The organism is Allobosea sp., assembly GCF_035944895.1.
Taxonomy (GTDB): domain Bacteria; phylum Pseudomonadota; class Alphaproteobacteria; order Rhizobiales; family Beijerinckiaceae; genus Allobosea.
In genome coordinates this window covers 296,980-321,401 of sequence record NZ_DASZAT010000010.1, presented here as the reverse complement: position 1 = coordinate 321,401, position 24,422 = coordinate 296,980, and the positions used below count along the sequence as shown (strand labels likewise).

The following is a 24,422-nucleotide window of genomic DNA, read 5'->3' as shown; positions in this document are numbered from 1 at the left end:
GTGATGTCCGGATCTGTCGCCGCGAGGACGAGAGTCGCTTCCTCAGCGGAAGGTTCGTGAATCGCCGAGTATGCCTTCTCACTCTAATCACGCAAGAGGGCGGCCAGCGCACGATTTGTACGGCTGTTCACATTTCATCGGATTTCAGCCGAGAATCCGATTGGTCGGGGGAGAGTGTAACGTTAGGTTTCATGGTTTCCGAATTCCTCAGATATTTCAGAGATAACTATGCTTACCCTAGGTCGTGCCGCCTCGGTGGGTGCCAAGGCGGCTGTCATGTCGACGGCGAGCCTGTTTGCGTTCGCCGCTACGCCCGGTTTCGCGCAAACCACATGGCAAGGCGCCACATCGGACTGGTATGCGCCGGGCAACTGGTCGACCGGAGCCCTTCCCACAGGGGCGACTGCCGTCCTCATCGGATCCGGTTCGGCTATCGCGCCGATGATCACCGCACCCGGTGCCACCGCGAAGACGCTTGGCATCGGTGCCGCCGGGGCCGGCCAGTCGCTGACCGTGGCGTCCGGAGGCGTGATCACCACGACCGATTACGTGACCATCGGCAATCTCGCCGGGGAGACCGGGGCGGCGCATGTCGATCACGGCACGTGGAACGGCACCTATCTCGACCTCGGCTATAGAGGCAGCGGCACGTTCACCGTCTCGAACGGCGCGAGCGTGAGCTTCAACCAGTTCGTCCGGAGCGGTGTCTTCACCACCGGTTCCGGCAGCATCGTCGTTACCGGAGCCGGGACGTCCTGGTACAACGGCAACGGTCACGTCGTCGGCGATCAGGGCAAGGGCTCATACCAGATTCTGGCGGGTGCCAAGGCCGACGATCGCGCGGTCACCCTGGGTTACAATGCAGGAGCGACCGGAACAGCCACCGTCGATGCGGCGAGCTGGAACGTCCGGGGCGCGCTGATGATCGGCCAATCGGGTCGTGGCGATGCCACCGTCTCGAATGGCAGCACGGTAACGGTATCCTACAACGTCTACCTGGGATGGGTCGCCGGGGGACAGGGATCCCTCACCCTCGAGGGCGCCGGCACGACGCTGACGAGCACTGGTTTCACGGTCATTGGCATGAACGGTCAAGGGAGCGCGACCGTCGCCGACGGCGCCACCTTCACGACCAAGCAGGGGATCCTGGCGTACGAGACTGGATCGCGCGGGGAGCTGCGCGTGACCGGCGCGAACTCGCAATGGCTCGGCACCGTCTATGTGATGGTCGGCAATCTCGGCACTGGCGAGCTTACCGTCGACAATGGCGGCAAGGTGAGTGTGGACAATGGCTCGGGGATGCTGGTCATTGCCAACAAGACCGGCTCGACCGGTACTGTGAACATCGGCGCGGCGTCGGGCCAGCAGGCGCAGTCGGCGGGCACCCTGGATGTCTCAGAGATCCGTTTCGGCCGCGGAACCGGGCGGCTCGTCTTCAATCACACGGAAACGAACTACGTCGTCGACGCGGACATCACCGGAAATGGCACGATCGTCCAAGAAAGCGGGACGACGACACTGCGCGGCGATAAAAACACCTTCACCGGGTCGATGGAGGTGACCGGTGGCGTCCTCATCGCCGAGGGGTCGCTGGCTACGTTCTCCAGTGTGACGGTCGGAGAGCAAGGCACCATCAGCGGCACAGGGCAACTGCCATCGACGACGGTGCTTGGCACGATCTCCCCCGGCAATTCGCCGGGCACGCTGACGATCAACGGCAACCTGACGATGGGCGCGAAGTCGACCTATCAGGCGGAGATCCAGGGAACGAGCTCCGACCGCATCAACGTGACCGGCACGGCGAGCCTGGCGGGCACGTTGAAGCTCAGCTGGCTGTCGGGGAGCTATACCTTCGGGACGTCCTATACCCTGGTCTCGGCCCAAGGCGGTCTCGGTGGCACGCGTTTCGGCACGGTGGATTCGTCGTCCGCATTCGGAGCAGGCATCGCCATCGACGTCACCTATACCGCGAACGACTTGCTGATCTCGCTGTCTCCCAAGTCGCTGGCCGATCTGGTGGCAGCGCCGTCCAACGCGCATGCGGTCGCCAGCGGGCTCGACCGGGCGGTTGCGGGTGGTGCGGACGTGTCTGCATTGTTCGCCATCTACAATCTGCCGGCGGCATCGATTCCCGCCGCGGTGAACCAGCTTTCGGGCGAGGTTCATACGGCGGCTCCGGCGATGGCGTTCTCGGCAGCCGACCAGTTCCTGCGGGCGATGCTCGACCCGTTCGCAGCGGGACGTGGAGCAGCGGGGCAGCCGGCAGGGTTGGCGGCTTTCTCAGCGTTGGCGCCGAAGGGCCCGGCTGCAACGGAGGTCTCGCAGCCATTGCAGGCGCCGCGCTACTCGGTCTGGGGTGCGGCGTTCGGGGGATCCGGCCGCGCCGACGGCTCGGCCCGGATCGGCTTGGCGCGGCGCGATCTCGACGATGCGCATCTGGCAGCCGGCGCCGATCTGCAGATCGCTCCCGGTTCGATAATCGGTTTTGCGCTCTCGGGCGGCAGTGCGAAAGCGTCACTGGCGGGCGGGCTCGGCAAGGCCGAGGCGGATATCTTCCAGGCCGGCCTCTACGGCACGGCGCGGCTGGGGGCGGTCAATCTCGCAGCGGCGCTCGGCTATGGCGTGCTCGACACCGAGGTGAAGCGCAGCGTGCCGTTGCTCGGCAGCGCCTTGTCCTCGTCCTACACCACGACCGCCTGGAGCGGCCGCCTCCAGGCGAGCTCGGCGCTCGCCAACTGGGGAGACTTCACCCTGTCGCCCTTGGCAGCGCTGCAGGCCGTGCAAGCCTCCAGCCCGGCCCGCGTCGAGGCGAGCTGGACCGGGGCCAATGCCGTCGCGCTCGCTTTGGCCAAGCGTACCGACCTCACCTCGCGCAGCGAGCTCGGCCTTCAACTGGACTATGGCAGTGCGCTGGGCGGCCGGGCGCTCGCGGGCTATCTGCGCGCGTCCTGGGCTCACTATTATCAGCGTGATGCCAGTCTGAGTGCGTCGCTGACCGGCTTGGCTGGCTCCGGCTTCGTGATCGAAGGCGCTCGCGCCCCGCGCAACAGCGCATTGCTGGCGGCGGGGCTCGACTTCAAGCTCGGCCCGTCGGTGACGATCGGTGCGCATCTCGACGGCGAGATTTCCGACAGCGCCCAGCGTATCGGCGGGCAGGCACGGCTGAAGGTCAGTTTCTGAGAGAACGGCCGTATCACGCGAACGTGCATGGCGGCCCGATCGCCGCACGCGCACGAGTGGGCGCGACGGAAAAAGACCGGCTACCGGAGCTGCTCCATGCGCCTGCCCTCGCTTGCCCTGATCGGCCTCGTCACGCTCTTTGCCGCAGGAGCACAGGCACAGACGCCGCAGACCCGCATACGCGGCACGGTCGAACGGCTCGACGGCCAGTCGCTGACGGTGAAGACGCAGGAGGGCGCGACGACGGTCGCGCTCGCGCCCAACTATTCGGTCGGCGCCGTAGTCAAGGCCGGGATGGCCGACATCAAGAAGGGCAGCTTCATCGGCGTCGGTGCCCGGCGAGCCGAGGGCGGGCTGACGGCCGTGCAGGTCTTCATCTTCCCCGAGGCGATGCGCGGCACGGGCGAGGGGCACCGGCCCTGGGCCGTGCTGCCGGAGGCGACGATGACGAACGCGACCGTGGCCGAAACGGTTTCGCGCGTCGACGGCAGCAGCGTTACCTTGACCTATCCGGGCGGCGAGCAGACGATCGCGATCACGCCCGAAGCCAACATCATCATGGCCGCGCCGGCGCAGGTTGCCGATCTCGTCGCCGGAGCGCAGGTGGCGTTGACCGCGAGCCGGCAGGCCGATGGCAGCCTGTCGAGCAGCCGGGTGACGATCGCCAGGGCAGGGGCCCAGCTGCCGCTTTAAGGAGAGCCTTATTCGGCCTTTTCGCCGAGGCGCTTCACCGCGCCATGACCGCGCGCCTCCATGAACAAGTGGACCTTGTTCTGGAAGCCGGCGTCGTCATGGGTGGCGAGCAGGGCGGCATTGTCGGCGCAGGCAGAGCAGAGGTCCTCGACCCAAGGCTCTTCTGCCTTGCCGAAATCGTTGAGCACATAGGCGTGGACCAGTGCCTTGTCGCCGGGATGGCCGATACCCATCCGCACCCGGCGATAATCGTTGCCGATCGCGGCGGTGGTCGAGCGCAGGCCATTATGGCCGGCATTGCCGCCGCCGAGCTTCACACGCAGCTTGGCGGGGGCCAGGTCGAGCTCGTCATGGAAGACGACGACGTCGGCGGGGGCGACCTTGAAGAAGCGCGCGGCTTCGCCGATCGCGCGGCCGGACTCGTTCATATAGGTCTGTGGCAGCAGCAGCAGGGCCTTCTCGCCGCCGATCGTCGCTTCGCAAGCATAGCCCTGGAAACGGGCGCGCCAGGGCGAGGCGTTGCAGGCGCGGGCGATCGCCGCGACCGCCATGAAGCCGATATTGTGGCGGTTGCGGGTGTAGCGTTGGCCGGGATTGCCGAGGCCGGCGAAGATCAGCATTGTTCGATGTCCGCTAATCTGTCGTCAAAAGCAAAACGGCCGGGCATGCCCGGCCGTCCGTTGGCTTCGTCAAGCTGACGAAAGACCGGCTCAGGCCTTGGGGGCCTCGGCCTCGGCAGCCGGGGCTTCCGCCTCGACGGTCGGCGGCACGATGGTGACGAGCGTCGGGTTGTCGCGCGCCAGCAGCGTCACGCCGGCCGGCAGCTTGATCGCGTCGGCATGCAGGGTGTCGCCGACCGCGAGGCCCGCAACCGAGACTTCGATGAATTCAGGGATGCTCTCGGGGGCGACTTCGATCTCGAGCGAGTGCTCGACGATCTGCAGCGTGCCGCCGCTCTTCAGGCCCGGCGACTGATCCTGGCCGACGACGTGCACGGGAACCTCGACCTTGATGGTCTGGCCGGCAGCGATGCGCAGGAAGTCGACATGGATCGGGAAGTCCTTCACCGGATCGAGCTGGTAGTCGCGCGGGATGGCGCGCGTCTTCTTGCCATCGACGTCGATCTCGAACAGCGTGGTCAGGAAGTGACCAGCATAGATCATCTGGCGGGTCTTGTTGGCATCGAGCGCGATGGCGACGGGGGCTTCGCCCGCACCATAGATCACGGCGGGAGTGAGGCCCTGGCGACGAACTTCCCGGGCGGCCCCCTTGCCGACCTGGGCGCGCGCCGAAGCCTGAATCTGCTTCACGGCGGTCATGTGTCTGATCCTTAGTTCTTCAAAAGACATGGCCGCCTGCTGGCGGCCATTGCGGTTCGCGCCCCTGCCTCCAAGGGTGTCAGTGGGGCGCAGGCAGGCTCATAGGCGAAACCGGCGACAATCTCAAGTCCGGAGCCGGATTTCAGGCGGCGCTGGCGGCCGGGCGCGATAGGGAGCCTGGCAGCGCACGGCTGAAACTGCCGACGAAGGCGGGGACCGCCTCGGCCGGCATCGGGCGCGAATAATGATAGCCTTGGCCGAGGCGGCAGCCCATCGCGGCCAGGCGCCGGGCCTGGCCGTCGTTCTCGATGCCTTCGGCCACGATCCGCATGCCGAGCCGGCTGGCGATGCCGATCAGCGCCTCGACGATCGCGCCGTTCCGGGTTCCGCCCTCGATGTCGGCGACGAAGGACTTGTCGATCTTGATCGTGTCGACCGGGAAATCGAGCAGATGGGTCAGCGAGGCGAAGCCGGTGCCGAAATCGTCGAGCGCGACAAGGATGCCGCGCTCGCGCAGGCCTGCGATGGTGCGCGCCACCCCGTCGCGGCGCCCGCCCATGATCACCTGCTCGGTGATCTCGACGACCAGATGATCCAGCGGCACCTGGGCCCGTTCGAAGGCCCGGACGATGCGCTGGACGAGATCGCCCTTCTGGAAATCGGCGGAGGTAACGTTGAGGCCGATATGCGGAATCGGCAGGCCCTCGCGCAGCCATTGCGCCATGTCGGTGGCGATCGCCGGCAGCATCTGGCTGGAGATGCGATAGGCGAGCTTGGGATCGAGCAGGGCGTCCTGGAACTCGCCGGCGGCGACCACGCGCCCATCGTCGAGACGAAGCCGCGCCAGCGCCTCCATGCCGCGGATCTCGCCGCTGTCGAGCCGGATGATCGGCTGATAGTAGGGGATCAGGCGCCCGGCGCCGAGCGCGTCGCCGACGCTGCGGATCGTCTGGATGCGGCGGGTCATCGAAGTCCGCAGGCCGCCCTTGAAGCGGACATAACCGCCACGCCGCGTTTCCTTGGCATGATAGAGCGCGAAATCGGCGTTCTGTCGCAAGGTGACGCTGTCGATGCCATCCTCCCCGGCGATAGCTCCGCCGATGGTGACGCTGGGGACGATGCTGGTTCCCTCGCAATCGATCGGCGTATGCATGGCGGCGAGGATGGCATTGGCGACGCCGCGCAATTGCCCGGCCTTGTCGCAGCCGGGCACGAGGACCGCGAATTCGTCGCCGCCGATCCGGAACGCCGTTCCTTCCGGCGCCACCGCGGCGAGCCTTGCGCCGACGGCCTCGATCAGCCGGTCGCCGACGGCGTGGCCCATGGTATCGTTGACCGCCTTGAGATGGTCGATGTCGATCAGGATGAGGCCGAAGCGCGACGAGGTCCGGCGCGTCGCCTGGCCAATTGCCTCGTTGAAGCGGGCCCGGTTCGGAAGGCCGGTCAGCGTGTCGAAATAGGCGAGGCGGTGATTGCGGGTCTTCACCTCGTCGTGCTCGATTGCGATCGCGCAGAGATGCACGCAGGTCTCGACGATCTGGCGCTCGAACAGTGCCGGCCCGCGCGGTTCGCGATAATAGAAGGCGAAGCTGCCGACGACGCGACCGTCGCGTGCCGCGATCGGGCTCGACCAGCAGGCGCGAAGGCCGAGCGGCAGCACGAGTTCGCGATAGCCTTCCCAATGCGGGTCGGTGGCGATGTCGGTCACCTCGACTGGGCTCTTGCGGTAGATCGCCGTGCCGCAGGAGCCGACGCGCGGTCCGATCGGCGTGCCGTTGACCGCTTCACCATAGGCGCGCGGCAAGCTCGGGGCCGCGAGTGGCCGCAGCCGGAAATCGTCGTCGATGGTGACGACCGAGCAGACCACCTCGGGAGCGAGCGCTTCGACCTGCTCGCAGAGCGTGGTCATGATCGCGGCCAGTTCCTCGCCGCGCGCGATCGATTCCAGGATGGCGTTTTGCAGGGCTTGCAGACGCTCGACGGAATCGGGACGGCGCATAGGGGCTCTCGGCGGAACGGGAGCAGCCATTATGCCGCAGGGGCATGAAATCGCCGTTTCCCGCTTGGATCGAATTGTCGGCTTTCTGATCTTCAGGCGAGCAAGATGATCGCAATTGATTAAAAAACCGAATGCAGATCGTTCTGCTATCGCATCGGACCGAAAAGTGGATTCCACTTCTCGGACAAATCCGATGCGATGACACTGTGATCGATCATCGTGGCCGCGTCCGTTCGGACGCGCGATGATCTAGGCGGGAGAGAGTCCGATACGCTCGTCGCGCCGGCGCAGCAGGTGCATCAGCGGCAATGCCAGCAGCACCATCCAGGCCTTGCCGATGACCTGTCCGGTGAGGAAATCGAGGCTGCCGAAGGCGAGCCAGAGGAAGACCAGGCTGTCGACGACGAGCCCGAGCACGCTCGACGCCGCGATCGCTGCGACGAAATGGCGGCGCTGCAGCGGCGTATAGACCGCAAAATCGGCGAGCTCGGAGAGCAGGAAGGCCGTGGTCGAAGCCAGGACGATGGCCGGCGGAGCCAGCATGCCGGAGATCAGCGTGCCGATCGCGATCGCGCCGAGGCCTGCGAACGGGCCGAGGCGGCGCTGGACGATGTCGCGCAGGACGAGCGCAAGGCCGACCATCAGCACGCCGCTCGGCGCCTTGATGCCGGGCGCGACGGGCACGAGGCAGGGGCCGTCGGGCACGCAGACCGTGCCGACATTCCCGATCATCCAGTTGGCGAGCGGGATGGTCAGGGTGAAGAGGACGAGGGCGATATAGCCCTCGATCTGGCGCTGCCGATCAATCGTCATGGTTGCTAACAGCCTCTAGGTCCGCTGTCGTCCGGCGCGGCCTCATAAGCCGCAAAACCCCTGGCTCGCAAGTCGCATGCCGGGCAATGGCCGCAGCCATAACCCCAGGGATGGCGCCTGCTGCGGTCGCCGAGATAGCAGCTATGCGTCTCCTCGACCACCAGCTCGAACAGGGGCTCGCCGCCGAGCTCCTTCGCCAGGGCGAAGGTCTGCGCCTTGTCGCGCCACATCAGCGGCGTGTGCAGCACGAGCCTGCGGTCGAGCCCGAGGCCGAGCGCGACCTGCATCGCCTTGATCGTGTCGTCGCGGCAGTCGGGATAGCCGGAATAGTCGGTCTCGCAGACGCCGAGCACGATGTGCTTGCAGTCGCGGCGGTAGGCGAGTGCTGCGGCGAAGCTCAGGAAGATCAGGTTGCGGCCGGGAACGAAGGTGGTCGGCAGGCCGGTCTCGGCGAAGGCGATCTCGCTTTCGCTGGTCAGCGCGGTGTCGGAGATCGCACCCAGCGTCTTCAGGTCGAGCAGATGGTCCGGCCCGAGCCGGCTGGCATAGGCTGGCGACAGCTCGGAGAACTTGTTCCGGATCGCCTCGCGGCACTCCAGTTCCACGCGATGGCGCTGGCCGTAGTCGAAGCCGATGGTCTCGACGGCAGCGAAGCGCTCCAGTGCCCAGGCCAGGGCGACAGTGGAATCCTGACCGCCGGAGAAGAGGACAAGGGCTCGGTCCGCGCCGGCCGAGAGGGCCGCCATCGCGCGCCTCCCCTCAATCGAACAGGCTGGAGACGCTCGACTCGCTCGCGGTGCGCTCGATCGCCTCGCCCATCAGCCCGGCGATCGAGATGACGCGGATGTTGCGCGCCACCTTCACCGCTTCGGTCGGCATGATCGAATCGGTGATCACCAGTTCCTTGAGCTTGGAGGAAGCGATGCGCGCCACGGCGCCGCCGGAGAGCACGCCATGGGTGATGTAGGCGTAGACCTCGCGGGCGCCCTGGGCGAGCAGGGCCTCGGCCGCGTTGACCAGCGTGCCGCCGGAATCGACGATGTCGTCGAGCAGGATGCAGGAGCGGCCCTCGACCGTGCCGATGATGTTCATCACCTCGGACTCGCCCGGCCGGTCGCGGCGCTTGTCGACGATGGCGAGCGGCGCGTCGATGCGCTTGGCGAGCGCGCGGGCACGGACCACGCCGCCGACGTCAGGCGAGACGACCATGGCGTTCTTCCACTCGAGCCGGTCCTTGATGTCGCGCGCCATCAGCGGGGCGCCGAACAGGTTGTCGGTCGGGATGTCGAAGAAGCCCTGGATCTGGCCGGCATGCAGGTCGAGCGTCAGCACGCGGTCGACGCCGGCATGGGCGATCAGGTTGGCGACGAGCTTGGCCGAGATCGGGGTGCGGCCAGAGGCGCGCCGGTCCTGCCGCGCATAGCCGAAATAGGGGATCACCGCCGTGATGCGCCTGGCCGAGGAGCGGCGCAGCGCATCGGTGATGATCAGCAGCTCCATCAGATGGTCGTTGGTCGGGAACGAGGTCGACTGGATGACGAAGACATCCTGGCCGCGGACGTTCTCCTGGATCTCGACGAAGATCTCCATGTCGGCGAAGCGCCGGACCTGGGCCCGGGCGAGCGGGACATCGAGATGATTGCAGATGGCTTCGGCGAGCGGGCGATTGGAATTGCCGGCGACGACTTTGAAGGAGGAGGCCATGCCGGGTGCACCCGAAACGCAGAATAAGGCGAGCCGCCCGAGCGGGGGCGGCTCAGTTTCGAAGGGCTCATAACAGCGTGATGACGCCGAGTCGACAAAAGAGGCGCAGCATCCCCATGCAAATGCTGCACTGCACCGAGGCGCGCTGCACGTCCTGCGGGATATCGTGAATCGACTCGATCCGAAGGTGCTCCGGGCCGAATGCGAAAGTTCTAGCGATTCTTCTCCGGCGCCGCCTGGGCGGTGCGGGTCTTGCTCTTGGCGTCGGGTTTCGCCTCGGGCACAGGCGCGGTCGTCAGGAAGCTCGCGATCGCGTCGGCCGATTCGGACGCGGCCTTGGCGACGATGGTCTGGTCGATGCCAGCCCAGGGGTCGCCGCCGCCGCCACGGCGGCCGAGGCTCTCGCCCTGGACGCGCTGGGCGCGCTTCTTGCTCTCGTCATAGACGTCCCAGACGAAGGCGAGGGCGGTCTGGCCATCCTCGGTCGGCTGGGCGGTGAGGTAGCCGCGCACCCGGAAACGGGCCGGCTTGTCGCCGGGGACGATCTCCATCTTGCGTTCGGCCGCAGCCTCGCCGAGCAGGCCGGCGAAATGCGCCGTCACCTGGTCGGGCGCGCCCGAGATGCTCTGGACCGAGACCGGGACACCCGGCGCATCGACGCGCGGCCGGGCCGCGTTCGCGGTGGTGGTTTCCTGGCAGCCTGCGAGTGCAAGCGCGGCGAGCGGCCCCAGAACGAGGCCGTTAAAACGTACCGACATGACGCCTCCCGCCCTTTGTTCGGGCTTGGATTGCTGGTCTTCCCTGCGGCGACCGTTTTAGGCGCAACGATCCCCGAGGTCCAGATAGGGCGGGGGAGGGGCGAAACGAGGCGGCTGTGCCGTGGCGATTGCGCTCCCGGCGCTCCTTCGCCATATCTCCCGCGAGGGCGCATGGAGCGCCTGCCGGAGAGCTTCGATGGTCAGCACGTCCAACCGTATCCTCGACGACATCGCCCGGCTGGCGACCGATGCCGCCGGCGCGGCGCAGGGCGTGCGTCGCGAGGTCGAGACCGTGGTCAAGACCCAGATCGAGCGGCTGCTGCGCGACCTCGACGTGGTGACGCGCGAGGAGTTCGAGGCGGTGCGCGAGATGGCGCTGCTGGCGCGCGAGGAGAACGACAAGCTCGCGGCCCGGCTGGCGGCGCTCGAGGCCAAGTCCGAGTCGAAGTAAGTCCTCGGTCAAGTCTGGCCTGCGGCCGGCCAACAGCTTCGTGTTGTGGACAGTCCCCTTGAGGGATTGAGGCAGGCGTCGAATCCGCAGAGCTTGCATCGCGTACCGGGTGCCGAAGGGCTCGATCAGAACCGCGCAGGTTCTGTTAGGGCTCCTGACTCGCCTGAGCTATCGTCGATGAAGAGAGGTGATTCGTCGGTGGGCTCTACTTGAGGGCCGGCCGATGAAGCGAAGATCACACCAGTGATTTTCTGGTCGGGTTGCGTGCCTTACGCTTTTCCAGTCGCCGTGTTCCCGTTCTTGAACAGGCCGCGCCTGCCGTCAGGGCCTGCGCCGGCTGTTGGACCTTGGGCATGATGGACCTTGATCTGGACGCTGAAACCGAACGCCCCTCCAACCCGCTCGATCTTGTCGAACGCCTCGCCGCACTGAACGACTGGAGCTTCGATCGCGACAGCGACGACGAACTCTCGGTCTCCGTCACCGGCGGCTGGGCCGACTATCATGTCGCGATCACCTGGCTTTCCGAGGTCGAGTCGCTGCACATCGCCTGCGCCTTCGACCTCAGGGTGCCGGACCGGCGGCGCAACGAGGTGATGACCCTCGTCAGCCTGGTCAACGAGCAGCTCTGGCTCGGGCATTTCGACCTGTGGAGCCGTGAGAACGTGGTGATGTATCGCCATGCGCTGCTGCTCTCGGGCGGAGCCGAGCCGACGGAAGAGCAGGCCGCGGGCCTGATCAAGGCGGCGATCGACGCCTGCGAGCGCTACTATCAGGCCTTCCAGTTCGTGGTCTGGGCCGGCAAGAACGCTCGCGAAGCGCTCGAGGGCGCGCTGCTGGAGACGGTCGGCGAGGCGTGAAAGCCAACTGGTCCGGGCTTGACCCGGGCCTTGCTTGGCGGTTCAGGTCCATGCGCAACCGCGCATCGACCGGAGACACGCCATGGCCAGCCCGCTTCCTGAGACCCTCACCCTCGTCGGTGCCGGCAAGATGGGCGGCGCCATGCTGGAAGGCTGGCTCAGCATCGGCGTGAACGGTGCGGGGGTCACACTGCTCGACCCGCATATCTCCGACGAGATGCAGGCGCTCGCCGCAGCCCATGGCATGAGCGTCAATCCAGCCGCGCCGAAGCCTGCCGAGGTGGTGGTGCTGGCGACCAAGCCGCAAATGCTCGACACGGCTGCCCCTGCCGTGCAGGCGCTGATCGGGCCGAAGACGCTGCTGATCTCGATCCTCGCCGGCAAGACGCTGGGGGACCTGTCGGCACGCCTGCCCAATGCGAACGCGATCGTGCGCGCCATGCCGAATCTGCCGGCCTCGGTCCGGCGCGGTGTCACCGCCGCCGCGGCGGGCAAGGGCGTCAGCGAGGCGCAGCGGCAACTGGCCGATGCGCTGCTCGCCGGCGTCGGCAAGGTCGAATGGCTCGGCGACGAAGGGCTGATCGACGCCGTCACCGCCGTCTCGGGCTCGGGGCCGGCCTATGTCTTCAACATGGTCGAGTGCCTCGCGGCTGCCGGTGTCGCGGCAGGCCTCCCGGCCGATATCGCCGAGCGCCTCGCCCGGGCGACGGTCGAGGGCGCGGGCGAGATGCTGTTCCAGTCGCCGCTGCCGCCGGCGACCTTGCGGCAGAACGTGACCTCGCCCGGTGGCACGACGGCCGCCGCGCTCGAAGTGCTGATGGCCGATAATGGCCTCGCGCCCCTGATGCGACGTGCTGTCGCTGCCGCCAAGCGTCGCGCCGAGGAGCTTTCCGGCTGAAGCGGCCTTTCAAGCGCCGCGGTCACGTCCTAGCTTCTCTCATAGATCACGATGATTTTGGATCGAACCGATCCAGAAACATCCTGCTCGATCTGCTCGCGACAGGAGAGAAGCCGATGGCGCGCAAACCCGTTTCCCCCGAGACTGAGAAGCCGGCGGCCAAGCCCGATCCGCGGCGCGCCGTGGTCGATGCCCTGTTCCGGCTGGCGGCGACGCAGGGCTGGGACGAGATCGAACTGCCGGCGATCGCCCGCGAGGCCGGTGTCAGCCTCGCCGAATTGCGCGGGCTCTTCCCATCCAAGCTCGCCATTCTCGGCGGGCTTGGCCGCATCCTCGACGATGCCGTGCTCGCCGGCAGTTCCGAGGATCTCATGGAAGAATCCTACAAGGAGCGCGTCTTCGACCTGGTGATGCGCCGGCTCGATGCGCTCGCGCCCTACAAGGCGGGACTCAAGGCGCTGATGCCGCATCTGCGCCGCCAGCCGCTGGCGCTTGCGGCGCTCGGGCGCAATTCGCTGAATTCCTGGCGTTATCTGCTCGCCTCGGCGGGCATCCCGACCGAGGATGATCTCGGCTCCGTTCGGGTCCGCGGCGCGACGCTGCTGATGGCGCGCGTGCTCGACACCTGGCTGGAGGATGACGAGCCGGAGCTGTCGCGCACCATGGCCAAGCTCGACCGCGAGCTGAAGACGGCCGGCCAAATCATGGCCCGCGTCGAGGACGTTCATCGACTGACGGCGCCGCTGCGTGGCCTGGCGCGCTCGCTCTGCTCCGGGGTGCGGCGCACGCCCAGGCGTGAGCGCATGCGCCAGGAGGACGGCGACGATTATGCCGCTGCCATCTGACAACAACTATTGGTTGCAGTCAGCAACTGCCGATTGTGGCAAAAAAGTGACAGCGTTAAGCGGGTATTAGCCGTTCCGCGCGAATGTGAAGAATCACGTTCGCGAGGGGCGACATGTCTGTGTTGAAGAAGCTTACTGCGCTGTCGATCAGCCGTTCATTCGGATTGGTCGCCATCTTGGCCGCTGTCGTCGCCGTCGCGAGCGTCGCCGTGACGCTCAACCAGGCCCGGATCGACATGCTCGACCTGAAGCGGGCCGAGGTGAAGAACGCGGTCGAGGCCGCCGCCTCCACGGTCAACGCCTATGTGGCGAAGGTGGAGAAGGGCGAGCTCAAGGATGCCGACGCGCAAAAGCTCGCTATCGATGCCGTGACCAATGCGCGTTTCGATGACGGCAACTATTTCTTCGTCATCCGCTATGACGGCTTCAACATCGCTCATGCCAATGCGAAGCTGGTCGGCACCGACATGTCGCCGCTCAAGGATCCAACCGGCAAGCTCTTCGTCAAGGAGTTGACCGACACGGCCCGGGTTAAGGGCGCCGGTTTCGTCGACTATTTCTGGGTGAAGGCCGGCGACAAGGATCCGTCGCTGAAGGTGTCCTACGTGGTCGGCGTGCCGAAATGGCAGTGGGCTATCGGTACCGGCATGCATGTCCACGCCGTCGAAGCCTCCTTCTATGGCCTGATCAAGGACGTCGCGGTCGTCCTAGTGCCGCTGGCGTTGCTGCTGCTCGGCCTCGTCGTCTTCCTCAGCCGCCGCGCCTCCGGGATGCTGCGCACGGTCTCCGGCAATATGAGCACGCTGGCAGCTGGCGATCTCAAGGCGCCGATCGCCTATCAGGAGCGCCAGGACGAGGTCGGCAGCATGGCGCGCGCCCTCGTCGTCTTCCGCGACGCGGCGCTGACGAAGCAGCAGGTCGAGGCCGAGAAGGCTCAGGCCGAGGCCGATGCCGGCGAGCAGCGCCGTGCCGCCGATACGCAGCGCGGCCTCAACGAGGCGCAGCGCAGCGAGGAGGCGAAGAAGCAGGCGGTGGTCGTCGATGCGCTCGGCGCCGGGCTGGAGCGCCTGACCGAAGGCGACCTGACCTACCGGATCGAAGCCGCCTTCAGCGCCGAATACGCCAAGCTCAAGAACGACTTCAACGCGGCGATGGCGCATCTCGAAGAGACGATGCGTCAGATCGCGACCAATACCGAGAGCATGAAGGCGGGGGCCGGCGAGATCAGCCAGGCGGCGGACGACCTCGCCAGCCGCACCGAGCAGCAGGCCTCCTCGGTCGAGGAGACCGCGACGGCGCTCGACCAACTGACCGCGACCGTGCGCCAGACCGCCGAGGGCGCACGTCAGGCCAGTCAGGCCACCACCCAGGTCAAGGGCGAGGCCGAGCAGTCCGGCCAGATCGTCCGCGAGGCCGTCGCCGCCATGAGCGGCATCGAGAAATCCTCCGAGGAGATCTCGCAGATCGTCGGCGTCATCGACGAGATCGCCTTCCAGACCAACCTGCTCGCGCTCAACGCCTCGGTCGAGGCGGCGCGCGCCGGCGATGCCGGCAAGGGCTTTGCGGTCGTCGCCTCCGAGGTGCGTGCGCTGGCGCAGCGCTCGGCGGACGCGGCCAAGGAGATCAAGGGGCTGATCACCGCCTCCAGCGTCGAGGTCGAGAAGGGTGTCGCGCTGGTCGGCCAGACCGGAACGGCGCTGGAGCGGATGTCGGGCGAGATCACCCGCGCCACCTCGCTGGTCGCCGAGATCGCCTCGGCCGCGCAGGAGCAGGCGACCGGGCTGCAGGAGGTCAACACCGCGGTCAACGAGATGGACCAGGCGACGCAGCAGAACGCCGCCATGGCCGAGCAGTCGACCGCCGCCTCGCAGGCGCTGGCGCAGGAAGCTGACAGGCTCGCCGCGCTGGTCGGGCGTTTCCGTCTTGGCGGCGACGTGGTTGCCTTGAGGACGATGGCAGGCAAGATGGCGCAGGCTGCGGCGCCTGCGCCGCGTCCGGCGCGCGCCATGGCGGCCGCGCCTGCCCCGAACCATGGCAGCGCCGCGCGCAAGGTCGCCAATGGCGGCGATCGCGGCTGGGAGGAATTTTGAGCACGCCTAGCGAGATTGCCGCTGAGATCGGCTTCGACGATTTCCTCAAGGTCGACATCCGTGTCGGCACCATCGTCGAAGCCGCTCCCTTCCCCGAAGCGCGCAAGCCCGCGATCAAGCTGGTGATCGACTTCGGCGGCACGATCGGCCGCAAGAAGTCCTCGGCGCAGATCACCAGGCATTACCGGCCCGAGGATCTCCCGGGCCGGCAGGTGCTGGCGGTGGTCAATTTCCCGCCGCGTCAGATCGGCAAGTTCATGTCCGAGGTGCTGACGCTCGGGGTGCCGGATGCCGACGGCGAGGTCGTGCTGATCGGCCCGTCGCTCGAGGTGCCGAAGGGCGGGCGGCTCTACTGAGCCTGTGAGTCAGGCGGCGCGATCCTGCCGCCAGATTCCCGTAGCCAGCGTGGTCGGCGCCGGCTCGGCTTCGCTCCAGCGCAGAGGCAGCGCCGACTTGCGTCGCCAGGCGCGCGTCACTTCGACATGGAGCAGGCGCCTGGCGCCATCGAGCCCGACCAGTTCCTGGCCGCTCCAGACGACCTCCGCCACGCCCTGCAATTGCAATACGTCGCCCTTGGCGAAGTCGATGAAGAGCAGGGACGTCGCCGGCTCGCGCAGCAGGTTGCCGAAGGTGTTGAAATAGCTGTTGCCTGCGAAGTCCGGCACGCTCAGCCGATTGCCTTCGATCCGGACGAAGCCCGGCCTGCCACCGCGATGCGAGATGTCGAGCCCGCTCTCCGAGCCGCTGGCGATGAAGAGGGTGTCCGCCTCTGCGATCAGGGCGCTGGCCGCCGCATCGAGATTGCCCAGTTCTTCGGTGGCAGCTGCGGCGGCTGGCACCAGCTCGTGCTGCCGGACCTGGATGTACTTGGCGCAGTTGCCGAAGCTCTGGCTCACCGCGACCTTGAGCCCGCTGCCATCGCGCTCGCTGATAAGGCCATTGGCGCGGTTGCGCCGTCGCGTGCGCAGATCGAGCCCGAGCAGGCCGATCGGCGCGCCGATGCCCAATGCGACATCGGCCGGATCGCCCGGGGTGGGCAGGGCGGCGATGGCGAGTTCGTTCGGCGTCGGGCTGGTGGCGAAGCCCTCCGGACTAGTGAGCACCGTCGCGATCGGTTTGCCCCGTTCATCGCGCCCCGCGGCGAACAGATAAGGCAGCAGCGCGAAGAAATCGCGATGCTGGTCCGGCATGAAGGTGCGGATGCCGGCGCCGCGCGAACTCTCGCCGGCCAGCGCCTGTGCCTCCAGCTCGCCGGCGTGGAAGGGCGAGGCATCCATGGTCTCAGCCCTTCGTGGGAATGGGCGAGGGCGGGATCGGCTTGAAGAAGGGCAGGGCCTCGACGCGCCTGAGCCAGGCTCGCACCGCCGGGTAGGCGTCGAGCGGGATGCCGCCCTCAGGAGCATGCGCGACATAGGAATAGCAGGCGAGGTCGGCGATCGTCGGATGCTCGGTTGCGAGGAAGCTGCGACCAGCAAGGTGCCCTTCCATGAAGGGAAGCAGCCGAGCCGAGATGCGCTCGGCCCTCACCGGATCGTCCTCGTACTTGAATTGCGCGATCATCCGGGCGATCGCCGGGCCATGCATGACCTCACCGGCGGCGATCGAAAGCCAGCGCTGCACCTGCGCCGCCGCGACCGGCTCTTGCGGCAGCCAGTCGCTGTCCGGAGCGTAGCGCCTGGCCAGATAGACCAGGATGGCATTGCTGTCGGCCAAAGTGAGGTCGCCGTCCTGCAGCACCGGGATCTGGCCGAGCGGGTTGAGCTTGCGGAAGGCCTCGCTGCGACGGACGTCGGCGGGAGCAGGCACGACATCGAACTCCAGTCCGAGCGCGCGCAGCAGCAATTCGACGCGGTGGGTGTGGCCCGAGAGGGGCGTGCCGTGGAGCGTGATCTTGGCAGGGGTCATAGAGGCCTCGCGGTGATGTCGGGTCGAATGTGATTGTTTCAGCGAAGTGATGAAAGCTGGTAGGCTGGCAAATCAGAATTTCGAATGATGGAATGATCATGGACCGGCTCGACGAGCTCGCCATCTTCGTCGCGATCATCGACACCGGCAGTCTCGCCGGCGCGGCGCGCCAGCTCAGGCGTTCGCGTCCAGCGGTGACGCGGGCGCTGGCGGCGCTGGAGGAACGCGCCGGCGTCAGGCTGATCGCGCGCACGACCCGGCAATTGATGGCGACCGAGGCGGGACGGGAGCTCGCAGCATCCGCTCGCAACATCCTCTCGGAGTATGACGCGTCGCTCTCGGGCGTGACGGCGGCGCCGATGCGCGGCCTGATCCGGATCACGGCGCCGACCGCCTTCGGCCGGCGCCATGTCACGCCGGTCGTCGCCGAGTTCCTCGATTTGCACCCGGAGATCCAGATCGAGCTGGTGCTGGCCGATCGCAATCTCGACCTGATCGAGGAGGGGCTGCATCTGGCGGTCCGGATCGGGGCCTTGCCGAGCTCGCGGCTGGTCGCCCGCAAGGTCGGCGAGGTCAGGCGGGTGCTGGTCGCGGCGCCGGCCTATCTGGAGCGTCGGGGGACACCGACCCGGCCGGCTGATCTCTCCGGGCACGACACCATCGTCAGCATCGCCGCCGGCCAGAGCATGGTCTGGCGCTTTGCCGGCGATGCGCGCAGTGCGACCGTGCAGGTGGCGCCGCGCCTGATCGTCAACGAGATCGAATCGGTCCTGATCGCGGCGCGTTCCGGCCGTGGCCTCGCGCGTGCGCTATCGTACCAGGCCGCGCCCGATATCGAGGCCGGCACATTGATCCGGATCATGCGCGACTGGGAGCCGCCGGCCTCGCCGGTGCAGCTCGTCGTGCCGAGCGGCCAGCATCTCCAGCCGAAGGTGCGCGCCTTTCTCGATCACGCCGCCAGCCGGCTGGCGCAACTGCCGGTGATCCGGCCGGAACGCTGAGCTTAGGCTCAGCGCAGTGTCGCATGCTGGGCCGCTTCCTCATGGATCCAGCGACGGAAGGCCGCGATCGCCGGGCGCTGCGCCACGGCTTCGGGACAGACGACGTAATATTGGTAGGCGCCGGGCAATTGCTGCGGGAAGGGGCGGACCAGGCGGCCGGCTTCGAGATAGTCGCCGATCAGGGCGCTGGTCGCGAGCGCGATGCCCTGGCCCGAGGACGCCGCCTGCAGGGCAAGGAATGTATGGGAAAAGCGCGGGCCGTGCGAGGCGTCGATGTCGTCGACGCCGGCATAGGCGAGCCATTGCGGCCAGGTCACATATTCGGGAATGCCCTCTGCCAGCTCATGCAGCAGGGTGTGATGGCGCAGATCGGACGGCTCGCGCAAAGGCCGGTCTGGATCGTTGAGGAGCGCGGCGTTGCAGACGGGAAAGAAGGTCTCCGTCATCAGCAGTTCGGAGTGCAGGCCGGTATAAGCGCCCTGGCCGTAGCGGACGGCGATGTCGACATCCTCGCGGGTGAAGTCGGTGAGGTGCATCGACACCGAGATGCGCACCTCCAGCTCGGGGTGGCGCTGTTTGAGCGCGCCGAGCCGCGGGATCAACCAGCTCAGCGCGAAGCTCGGCATGGTGCTGACCGTCAGGATGTTGGCGGTGTCCGGCCGCAAGGCTCGCGCGGTGGCCTCGTCGAGCTGGTCGAGCACCTGCGAGATCGAGGCGGCATAGCGTTGGCCGAGCGGGGTCAGCGCGATGCCCTTGCTCGGCAGCCGGGTGAAGAGCGGGCGCTGGAGCCAGGCCTCGAGCGTCTTGATCTGCTGCCCGACGGCGCTGGCGGTGACGGCGAGCTCGTCGCCCGCCCGTTCATAGTTGAGATGCCGTGCGGCGGCCTCGAAGGCGCGTAGCGAAGTCAAGGGCGGCAGGCGACGACGGATCATGGAATGGCCAAGTTTTACTTGGGCTGAGACAAAGAAGTTCTCATTTGCTTCGAGAGGCCGCAAGCCCCAAATTCAATGGCGTTAAATCGATCAAAGGAGGCCGCCATGCCGGCCACGACCGCCACAGAAAATCTTTCCACCTCCTCCGCTCAGCAGACGGCTCAGGGCCTGACTGGCCTGTTCCTGCGGTTCGAGGATTGGCTTGCGCAGCGGGCCAGCGCGCGCACGCTCTATGGCATGGACGACCAGGCGCTTTCCGACATCGCGCTCTCCCGCAGCGACGTCGAGCGAGTCAACAGCTCGGCCCGTAAGGCCTTGTGGAGCCACTGAGCCGCTGCCGGTCATTCCGGGGCACGCCGCAGGCGTGAGCCCGGAACTCATGGACACGATGCTGCCGGAAAGTCGCGGTGGCCAGTGTTCATGGGTTCCGGGCTTTTTGCTGCGCAAACCACGGAAAGACAGTGCAGATTCGGGCGCTGCCAGCTCAGACCGGCAGCCTGACCGTGGCACGCAGACCGCCCAGCGGCGACTCGCCCAGCATGATGTCGCCGCCATGCGAGCGGGCGATGTCGCGGGCGATGGCGAGGCCAAGGCCGGTGCCACCGCCGTCGACATTGCGCGCCTCGTCGACCCGGAAGAACGGCTTGAACACGTCTTCGCGCAGTTCGGGCGGGATGCCCGGGCCGTCATCGTCGACCATGACGATCAGATAGCGCGCGTCATGGGTGGCGCGGATGGCGATACGGTCGCCGAAGCGCGCCGCGTTCGAAACCAGATTGGTGAGCAGGCGCCGGATCGCGTCAGGCCGGACGACCACCAGCGGGTCGCCGACGACGGTGAGTTCGGTCTGGTGATCCTGGCGTTCGGCATCGGCCTTGAGCGTCTCGAGCAAGGCGCGGATGTCGGTCTCGACCGGCGCCTCGCCGGCATCGCCGCGCGCGAAGGCGAGATAGTCCTCGAGCATGCGGCTCATCTCGTCGACATCCTTCTCCAGCGCCTCGAGGTCGGGCGATTTTTCGAGAAGGGCAAGAGAGAGCTTGAAGCGGGTCAGGATGGTGCGCAGGTCGTGGCTGACGCCGTTCAGCATCATGGTGCGCTCGCCGATCGAGCGTTCGACGCGGCGCTTCATCTCGATGAAGGCGTTGCCGGCGCGGCGGACCTCGCGTGCGCCGCGCGGCCGAAAATCGGCGTCCCGGCCCTTGCCGAAGGCTTCGGCGGCGTCGGCGAGGCGCAGGATCGGCCGGATCTGGTTGCGCAGGAACAGCACCGCGATGGTCAGCAGGATCAGCGAGGTCCCTATCATCCAGAGCAGGAAGATGTGGCTGTTCGAGGCATAGGCCTGGCTGCGCCGGGTCAGCACCCGCATCACGTCCTTGCCGAGCTTGATCCTGATCTCGATCAGGCTGGAGCGGCCGACCGTGTCGAGCCAGAAAGGTCGCTTGACCTGTTGGGCGAGCTCGGCCGAGAGCGCACTGTCGAGCAGCGAGAAGAAAGGGCGGGTGCCGGGCGCCGGCAGGTCGGTGTCGGGCAGGATCTCGACATCCATGCCGAGCCGCTCCTCGGCGATGCGGCCGAGCACCGTCGCCTGGTCATCCTGCGGATAGCTCTCATAGACGTCGATCAGCGTCGCGATCTCGGAGGAGACTGCCGAGGAGAGACGCTGCGTCACCGTCTGCCAGTGCCGCTCCATGAAGACATAGGCGATGACCGATTGCAGCAGCACCACCGGCGCGATGACGATGACGAGCGCGCGCGGGTAGAGCCCCTTGGGCATGATGCGCGCGACCGGGCGCAGCCAGCGGTCCGGCAGGCGCCGAAGCGGCGTGATCGCGGCGGAGAGCGCCGACATGCCCTTGCTGCAGGCGATACGCAGCTTCGCCAGCGTCCGCGCGGCGAGCGGGACCAGGCGACGCCTGAGCGAAGCGTCGGCCATGCCGGTCAGGTCCTGTCGACGACGAGGCGGTAGCCGATGCCGCGCACGGTCTGGAGATAGAGCGGGTCGGCCGGGTCGCGCTCGATCTTGCGGCGCAGCCGGTTGATCTGCACGTCGATGGTGCGGTCGTTGGCGGCGGAGCCCTGGGCGGCGAGCTGTTCGCGCGGAACATGCTCGCCGGCGCGCTCGGCCAGGGTGGTCAGGATCTCGCGCTCGCGCTCGGTCAGGCGGATCGAGTCCTCGCCCTGGCGCAGTTCGCCGCGGGCGAGGCCGTAGACGAAGGGGCCGAAGCGGACATAGTCCGGCCGCATCGGCGCGGCCGGCGCCTCGGGCTGGGCGTTCCGCTTCAGGACATTGCCGAGACGCAGGATCAGCTCGCGCGGCTCGAAGGGCTTGGAGAGATAGTCGTCGACGCCGATCTCCAGGCCGTTGATACGGTCGTTCGAATCGGCACGGGCGGTCAGCATCAGGATCGGCACCTGCGAGCTCTGGCGCAGGCGGCGGGCGAAGTCGAAGCCGTTCTCCCCGGGCATCATCACGTCGAGCACCATGGCATCGAAGACGAGATGGCCGAGGCGAGTATCGGCATCGGCGGCGTTGGCGGCGGTGGTGACGCGGTAGCCATGGTCGCCGAGGAAGCGCGCCAGCAGGTCGCGCAGGCGGCGATCGTCATCGACCACCAGGATATGCGGGGCCTCGTCGGGCACTGGCTTGAGCACGCTGGCCGCCATCTGGGCTCCTTTTCGTCGCTGGCGCCGGCTCTGCGCACCACCTTGCTCCCGCAAGGATAGCACAGCCGGTCAGGCGTCGGCCCGATCTTGGCGAGGTCTCAGATAACATTGTCTAACGTTCTGCAACGCCTGCGGCGGGCTGCGCGATTTCGATGTTTAATGAACTTCCTTGCTGAAGATGACGCCGTGGTCGGTGAGTTTCAGGCTGAATCGGCCGCGTCCGGTCGGATTGGCGCGGGGATGTTTCGGGCCAAGCACCGTTCCGACATAGGTGATGATGCCCCGGCCGAACTGGACCTGGCGCGGTTCGGAGCCGATCGTCTCGTCGACGCGACCGACCGGTACCCAGCGGCCGCCAGCTTTCCTGAACACGATGGCCATCTGGCTCACTGCAGTGCCGGTCTGGTCATACTGGTAGCCGACGAAGGCGACGGCATGGGGCGTCGGATCGTTCTCGAAGCGGCCATGGAACAGGCTGGCATCGGCGGCGGTGTCGATGATCGGGCACTTACCTTCGCCCTTCTGCGTATAGCAGGGGATACGGGTCTGCTTGAGATAGCGGGCGACGCTCTCGGCGGCGGGGCCCTTGAGGCTTGCAGTCACATCTTGCGCCTGCGCCGCGGTCACGAGGCCCATTGCGGCGGCGAGGCTCAAGAGAATCCTGCGCATCATCGTTCCGTGTCGTCGTCGAACCTCTCACCGCGGCCCGGCGAGCGCGTCCTGCACCTTCTTGCGCTCGGACGGGTCGATCAAGCCCGCCAGATAGCGCGCGACGACCTCGCCTGCCTCGGAGCCGACCTGGGCAAGGGCGCCATTGATGCGCTTGCCCTGCAGTTGCGCCAGCCTGACCGCGAGCTCGCGGCCGGCCTCGGTGGCGTAGAGATTGCGCTGGCGCTTGTCCTGCGTGCCCGTGCGTGACTCGACGAAGCCGGTCTCGACCAGCTCCTTCAGGACACGGTTCAGGCTCTGCTTGGTGATCTGCAGGATGTCGAGCAGCTCGGCGATGGTCAGGCCCGGCCGGCGCTGGACGAAATGCAGGACGCGATGGTGGGCGCGGCCGAAGCCGTAATCGGCGAGGATGCGGTCGGGATCGCCGACGAAGTCGCGATAGGCGAAGAAGAACAGCTCGATCAACTCGTAAGGCACGGGGGTATCAGGCGCCTCGGGGGGGGCGGCAGGCGCTGGTTGCAATACGGGTGTGCTCAACGTCACGCTCATTTTTTATGTCAGCCTTGTTGACATATCTCAGACGTAAGATTACCGGTCAAGCACGCGGAGCGACCGATTATGTCGCGGGCGCCGCTTCCGGCGCAGCATAGATACCGCGCTTGCACGCCCCTCCGGCATGTGGCGGAGTGATTGCAAGAAGAGCACCTGGAGGACTGTACCATGTCTGTCATTCCTTTCGACCAGCGCGACGGCGTCATCTGGTTCGACGGCAAGCTCGTGCCGTGGAAGGAGGCCAAGGTGCACGTACTCACCCATGGCCTGCACTACGGCTCCTGCGTCTTCGAGGGCGAGCGCTCTTATGACGGCGTGATCTACAAGTGCACCGAGCACTCGCAGCGCTTCCACAAGTCGGCCGAGATCATGGATTTCACGATCCCCTATTCGGTCGCCGAGATCGATGCCGCCAAATATCTCTGCCTGAAGGAGAACGGCTTGAAGGACGCCTATCTGCGCCCGGTCGCCTGGCGCGGCTCGGAGATGATGGCGGTCTCGGGCATGAACAACACCATCCACACGGCGATCGCGGTGTGGGAGTGGCCGAGCATGTTCGACATGGCGCAGAAGCTGAAGGGTGTGCGCCTCGACCTCGCGACCTATCGCCGGCCCGATCCGGCCTGCGCGCCGGTTCATGCCAAGGCGGCGGGGCTCTACATGATCTGCTCGCTCTCCAAGCATAAGGCGGAGCGCGCCGGCTATGCCGATGCGATGATGCTCGACTGGGAAGGCAATGTCGCTGAGTGCACTGGCGCCAATATCTTCTTCATCAAGGACGGCGTGGTCCATACCCCGCTGGCCGACCGCTTCCTCAACGGCATCACCCGCCAGTCGGTGGTCGACCTGTGCCGGAAGCGTGGCTTCGAGGTGGTCGAGCGCCGCATCCGGCCGGAAGAGCTCGAAGGCTTCAGCGAGTGCTTCATCACCGGCTCGGCCGCCGAGGTGACGCTGGTCTCAGAGATCGGCCCCTACAAGTTCGTCACCGGCAATATGGGCAAGGTGATCATGGAAGACTATTCGGACGAGGTTCGGCAGGCTTCCAAGGCCGCGGCCTGAGAAAGAGATCTGCATTGCAATGGTTGGGTT

25 protein-coding genes are annotated in these 24,422 nt (G+C 66.8%); 11 read left to right on the top strand and 14 right to left on the bottom strand.

The genetic code is table 11. The features are described from left to right. Positions 1–276 precede the first annotated feature (276 nt). Positions 277–3,180 carry an autotransporter outer membrane beta-barrel domain-containing protein gene (locus VGV58_RS17165; RefSeq protein ID WP_326875249.1) on the top strand — a complete coding sequence of 968 codons (2,904 nt, stop codon included), beginning with the start codon at positions 277–279 and terminating at the stop codon, positions 3,178–3,180. 96 nt (positions 3,181–3,276) lie between these two features. Beyond that, complete coding sequence (locus VGV58_RS17160) at positions 3,277–3,873, top strand: hypothetical protein (RefSeq protein ID WP_326875248.1); 597 nt, start codon at positions 3,277–3,279, stop codon at positions 3,871–3,873. Positions 3,874–3,881: 8 nt separating this feature from the next. Here the strand turns inward: VGV58_RS17160 and pth are convergent, their stop codons facing one another. The 7 genes from pth to VGV58_RS17125 form a co-directional block, all read right to left on the bottom strand. Next, complete coding sequence (gene pth / locus VGV58_RS17155) at positions 3,882–4,493, bottom strand: aminoacyl-tRNA hydrolase (protein ID WP_326875247.1); 612 nt, start codon at positions 4,491–4,493, stop codon at positions 3,882–3,884. Positions 4,494–4,583: 90 nt separating this feature from the next. Continuing rightward, positions 4,584–5,192, bottom strand: a complete 609-nt coding sequence (locus VGV58_RS17150) for a 50S ribosomal protein L25/general stress protein Ctc (protein WP_326875246.1) — start codon at positions 5,190–5,192, stop codon at positions 4,584–4,586. A gap of 142 nt (positions 5,193–5,334) precedes the next feature. Next, the gene (locus VGV58_RS17145) at positions 5,335–7,191 is read right to left on the bottom strand and encodes a putative bifunctional diguanylate cyclase/phosphodiesterase (RefSeq protein ID WP_326875245.1); all 1,857 of its coding nucleotides are present in this window, start codon (positions 7,189–7,191) and stop codon (positions 5,335–5,337) included. A gap of 249 nt (positions 7,192–7,440) precedes the next feature. Next, on the bottom strand, positions 7,441–8,004 hold the full coding sequence (locus VGV58_RS17140; RefSeq protein ID WP_326875244.1) for a VUT family protein: 564 nt from the start codon (positions 8,002–8,004) through the stop codon (positions 7,441–7,443). Between the two features lie 5 nt (positions 8,005–8,009). Beyond that, complete coding sequence (gene queC, locus VGV58_RS17135) at positions 8,010–8,750, bottom strand: 7-cyano-7-deazaguanine synthase QueC (RefSeq protein WP_326875243.1); 741 nt, start codon at positions 8,748–8,750, stop codon at positions 8,010–8,012. A gap of 13 nt (positions 8,751–8,763) precedes the next feature. Beyond that, on the bottom strand, positions 8,764–9,708 hold the full coding sequence (locus VGV58_RS17130) for a ribose-phosphate pyrophosphokinase (RefSeq protein ID WP_326875242.1): 945 nt from the start codon (positions 9,706–9,708) through the stop codon (positions 8,764–8,766). 212 nt (positions 9,709–9,920) lie between these two features. Then, complete coding sequence (locus VGV58_RS17125) at positions 9,921–10,466, bottom strand: hypothetical protein (protein ID WP_326875241.1); 546 nt, start codon at positions 10,464–10,466, stop codon at positions 9,921–9,923. A 196-nt stretch (positions 10,467–10,662) separates the two neighbouring features. Here VGV58_RS17125 and VGV58_RS17120 point away from each other — a divergent pair, with 196 nt between their 5' ends. The 6 genes from VGV58_RS17120 to VGV58_RS17095 all read left to right on the top strand — a co-directional run bounded on the left by VGV58_RS17120 (position 10,663) and on the right by VGV58_RS17095 (position 15,966). Next, a complete protein-coding gene (locus VGV58_RS17120) occupies positions 10,663–10,917 on the top strand; it encodes an accessory factor UbiK family protein (RefSeq protein WP_057190753.1) in 255 nt (84 codons plus the stop codon). A gap of 353 nt (positions 10,918–11,270) precedes the next feature. After that, a complete protein-coding gene (locus VGV58_RS17115) occupies positions 11,271–11,777 on the top strand; it encodes a type III secretion system chaperone family protein (protein ID WP_326875240.1) in 507 nt (168 codons plus the stop codon). A gap of 82 nt (positions 11,778–11,859) precedes the next feature. Continuing rightward, positions 11,860–12,675, top strand: coding sequence for a pyrroline-5-carboxylate reductase (gene proC / locus VGV58_RS17110; RefSeq protein ID WP_326875239.1), 816 nt, complete (start codon positions 11,860–11,862; stop codon positions 12,673–12,675). Positions 12,676–12,791: 116 nt separating this feature from the next. Beyond that, complete coding sequence (locus VGV58_RS17105) at positions 12,792–13,520, top strand: TetR/AcrR family transcriptional regulator (RefSeq protein WP_326875238.1); 729 nt, start codon at positions 12,792–12,794, stop codon at positions 13,518–13,520. A gap of 113 nt (positions 13,521–13,633) precedes the next feature. Next, positions 13,634–15,610 carry a methyl-accepting chemotaxis protein gene (locus tag VGV58_RS17100; protein ID WP_326875237.1) on the top strand — a complete coding sequence of 659 codons (1,977 nt, stop codon included), beginning with the start codon at positions 13,634–13,636 and terminating at the stop codon, positions 15,608–15,610. Beyond that, positions 15,607–15,966 carry a tRNA-binding protein gene (locus tag VGV58_RS17095; RefSeq protein ID WP_326875236.1) on the top strand — a complete coding sequence of 120 codons (360 nt, stop codon included), beginning with the start codon at positions 15,607–15,609 and terminating at the stop codon, positions 15,964–15,966. Before VGV58_RS17100 ends, VGV58_RS17095 begins: the two co-directional genes overlap by 4 nt. A gap of 9 nt (positions 15,967–15,975) precedes the next feature. Here VGV58_RS17095 and VGV58_RS17090 read toward each other — a convergent pair whose 3' ends face one another. Both VGV58_RS17090 and VGV58_RS17085 read right to left on the bottom strand, forming a co-directional pair. Continuing rightward, entirely contained in the window at positions 15,976–16,887 is a 912-nt protein-coding gene (locus VGV58_RS17090) for a pyridoxamine 5'-phosphate oxidase family protein (RefSeq protein WP_326875235.1), read from the bottom strand. A gap of 4 nt (positions 16,888–16,891) precedes the next feature. Beyond that, positions 16,892–17,515 carry a glutathione S-transferase family protein gene (locus tag VGV58_RS17085; protein WP_326875234.1) on the bottom strand — a complete coding sequence of 208 codons (624 nt, stop codon included), beginning with the start codon at positions 17,513–17,515 and terminating at the stop codon, positions 16,892–16,894. A 98-nt stretch (positions 17,516–17,613) separates the two neighbouring features. Between VGV58_RS17085 and VGV58_RS17080 the strand changes: the two genes are divergently transcribed. Further along, positions 17,614–18,516: a LysR family transcriptional regulator gene (locus tag VGV58_RS17080; RefSeq protein WP_326875232.1), complete on the top strand. Its 903-nt coding sequence runs from the start codon at positions 17,614–17,616 to the stop codon at positions 18,514–18,516. A gap of 8 nt (positions 18,517–18,524) precedes the next feature. Here the strand turns inward: VGV58_RS17080 and VGV58_RS17075 are convergent, their stop codons facing one another. After that, entirely contained in the window at positions 18,525–19,448 is a 924-nt protein-coding gene (locus VGV58_RS17075) for a transcriptional regulator GcvA (RefSeq protein WP_326875231.1), read from the bottom strand. 105 nt (positions 19,449–19,553) lie between these two features. Here VGV58_RS17075 and VGV58_RS17070 point away from each other — a divergent pair, with 105 nt between their 5' ends. Further along, entirely contained in the window at positions 19,554–19,778 is a 225-nt protein-coding gene (locus VGV58_RS17070) for a DUF1127 domain-containing protein (protein WP_326875230.1), read from the top strand. 154 nt (positions 19,779–19,932) lie between these two features. Here the strand turns inward: VGV58_RS17070 and VGV58_RS17065 are convergent, their stop codons facing one another. From VGV58_RS17065 to VGV58_RS17050, 4 genes are all read right to left on the bottom strand, one after another. Then, positions 19,933–21,297: an ATP-binding protein gene (locus VGV58_RS17065; RefSeq protein ID WP_326876156.1), complete on the bottom strand. Its 1,365-nt coding sequence runs from the start codon at positions 21,295–21,297 to the stop codon at positions 19,933–19,935. 89 nt (positions 21,298–21,386) lie between these two features. Next, complete coding sequence (locus tag VGV58_RS17060) at positions 21,387–22,112, bottom strand: response regulator (protein WP_326875229.1); 726 nt, start codon at positions 22,110–22,112, stop codon at positions 21,387–21,389. Between the two features lie 156 nt (positions 22,113–22,268). Further along, positions 22,269–22,781 carry a hypothetical protein gene (locus VGV58_RS17055; RefSeq protein WP_326875228.1) on the bottom strand — a complete coding sequence of 171 codons (513 nt, stop codon included), beginning with the start codon at positions 22,779–22,781 and terminating at the stop codon, positions 22,269–22,271. A gap of 27 nt (positions 22,782–22,808) precedes the next feature. Then, entirely contained in the window at positions 22,809–23,330 is a 522-nt protein-coding gene (locus VGV58_RS17050; protein ID WP_414644003.1) for a MarR family winged helix-turn-helix transcriptional regulator, read from the bottom strand. A 171-nt stretch (positions 23,331–23,501) separates the two neighbouring features. Here VGV58_RS17050 and VGV58_RS17045 point away from each other — a divergent pair, with 171 nt between their 5' ends. Next, a complete protein-coding gene (locus tag VGV58_RS17045; RefSeq protein WP_326875226.1) occupies positions 23,502–24,392 on the top strand; it encodes a branched-chain amino acid aminotransferase in 891 nt (296 codons plus the stop codon). Positions 24,393–24,422 lie beyond the last annotated feature (30 nt).

Coding starts and splice junctions, on each gene's coding strand:
- VGV58_RS17165 (WP_326875249.1), top strand. CDS start 277: ATGTCGACGGCGAGCCTGTTTGCGTTCGCCGCTACGCCCGGTTTCGCG.
- VGV58_RS17160 (WP_326875248.1), top strand. CDS start 3,277: ATGCGCCTGCCCTCGCTTGCCCTGATCGGCCTCGTCACGCTCTTTGCC.
- pth (WP_326875247.1), bottom strand. CDS start 4,493: ATGCTGATCTTCGCCGGCCTCGGCAATCCCGGCCAACGCTACACCCGC.
- VGV58_RS17150 (WP_326875246.1), bottom strand. CDS start 5,192: ATGACCGCCGTGAAGCAGATTCAGGCTTCGGCGCGCGCCCAGGTCGGC.
- VGV58_RS17145 (WP_326875245.1), bottom strand. CDS start 7,191: ATGCGCCGTCCCGATTCCGTCGAGCGTCTGCAAGCCCTGCAAAACGCC.
- VGV58_RS17140 (WP_326875244.1), bottom strand. CDS start 8,004: ATGACGATTGATCGGCAGCGCCAGATCGAGGGCTATATCGCCCTCGTC.
- queC (WP_326875243.1), bottom strand. CDS start 8,750: ATGGCGGCCCTCTCGGCCGGCGCGGACCGAGCCCTTGTCCTCTTCTCC.
- VGV58_RS17130 (WP_326875242.1), bottom strand. CDS start 9,708: ATGGCCTCCTCCTTCAAAGTCGTCGCCGGCAATTCCAATCGCCCGCTC.
- VGV58_RS17125 (WP_326875241.1), bottom strand. CDS start 10,466: ATGTCGGTACGTTTTAACGGCCTCGTTCTGGGGCCGCTCGCCGCGCTT.
- VGV58_RS17120 (WP_057190753.1), top strand. CDS start 10,663: ATGGTCAGCACGTCCAACCGTATCCTCGACGACATCGCCCGGCTGGCG.
- VGV58_RS17115 (WP_326875240.1), top strand. CDS start 11,271: ATGATGGACCTTGATCTGGACGCTGAAACCGAACGCCCCTCCAACCCG.
- proC (WP_326875239.1), top strand. CDS start 11,860: ATGGCCAGCCCGCTTCCTGAGACCCTCACCCTCGTCGGTGCCGGCAAG.
- VGV58_RS17105 (WP_326875238.1), top strand. CDS start 12,792: ATGGCGCGCAAACCCGTTTCCCCCGAGACTGAGAAGCCGGCGGCCAAG.
- VGV58_RS17100 (WP_326875237.1), top strand. CDS start 13,634: ATGTCTGTGTTGAAGAAGCTTACTGCGCTGTCGATCAGCCGTTCATTC.
- VGV58_RS17090 (WP_326875235.1), bottom strand. CDS start 16,887: ATGGATGCCTCGCCCTTCCACGCCGGCGAGCTGGAGGCACAGGCGCTG.
- VGV58_RS17085 (WP_326875234.1), bottom strand. CDS start 17,515: ATGACCCCTGCCAAGATCACGCTCCACGGCACGCCCCTCTCGGGCCAC.
- VGV58_RS17080 (WP_326875232.1), top strand. CDS start 17,614: ATGGACCGGCTCGACGAGCTCGCCATCTTCGTCGCGATCATCGACACC.
- VGV58_RS17075 (WP_326875231.1), bottom strand. CDS start 19,448: ATGATCCGTCGTCGCCTGCCGCCCTTGACTTCGCTACGCGCCTTCGAG.
- VGV58_RS17070 (WP_326875230.1), top strand. CDS start 19,554: ATGCCGGCCACGACCGCCACAGAAAATCTTTCCACCTCCTCCGCTCAG.
- VGV58_RS17065 (WP_326876156.1), bottom strand. CDS start 21,297: ATGTCGGCGCTCTCCGCCGCGATCACGCCGCTTCGGCGCCTGCCGGAC.
- VGV58_RS17060 (WP_326875229.1), bottom strand. CDS start 22,112: ATGGCGGCCAGCGTGCTCAAGCCAGTGCCCGACGAGGCCCCGCATATC.
- VGV58_RS17055 (WP_326875228.1), bottom strand. CDS start 22,781: ATGCGCAGGATTCTCTTGAGCCTCGCCGCCGCAATGGGCCTCGTGACC.
- VGV58_RS17050 (WP_414644003.1), bottom strand. CDS start 23,330: ATGAGCGTGACGTTGAGCACACCCGTATTGCAACCAGCGCCTGCCGCC.
- VGV58_RS17045 (WP_326875226.1), top strand. CDS start 23,502: ATGTCTGTCATTCCTTTCGACCAGCGCGACGGCGTCATCTGGTTCGAC.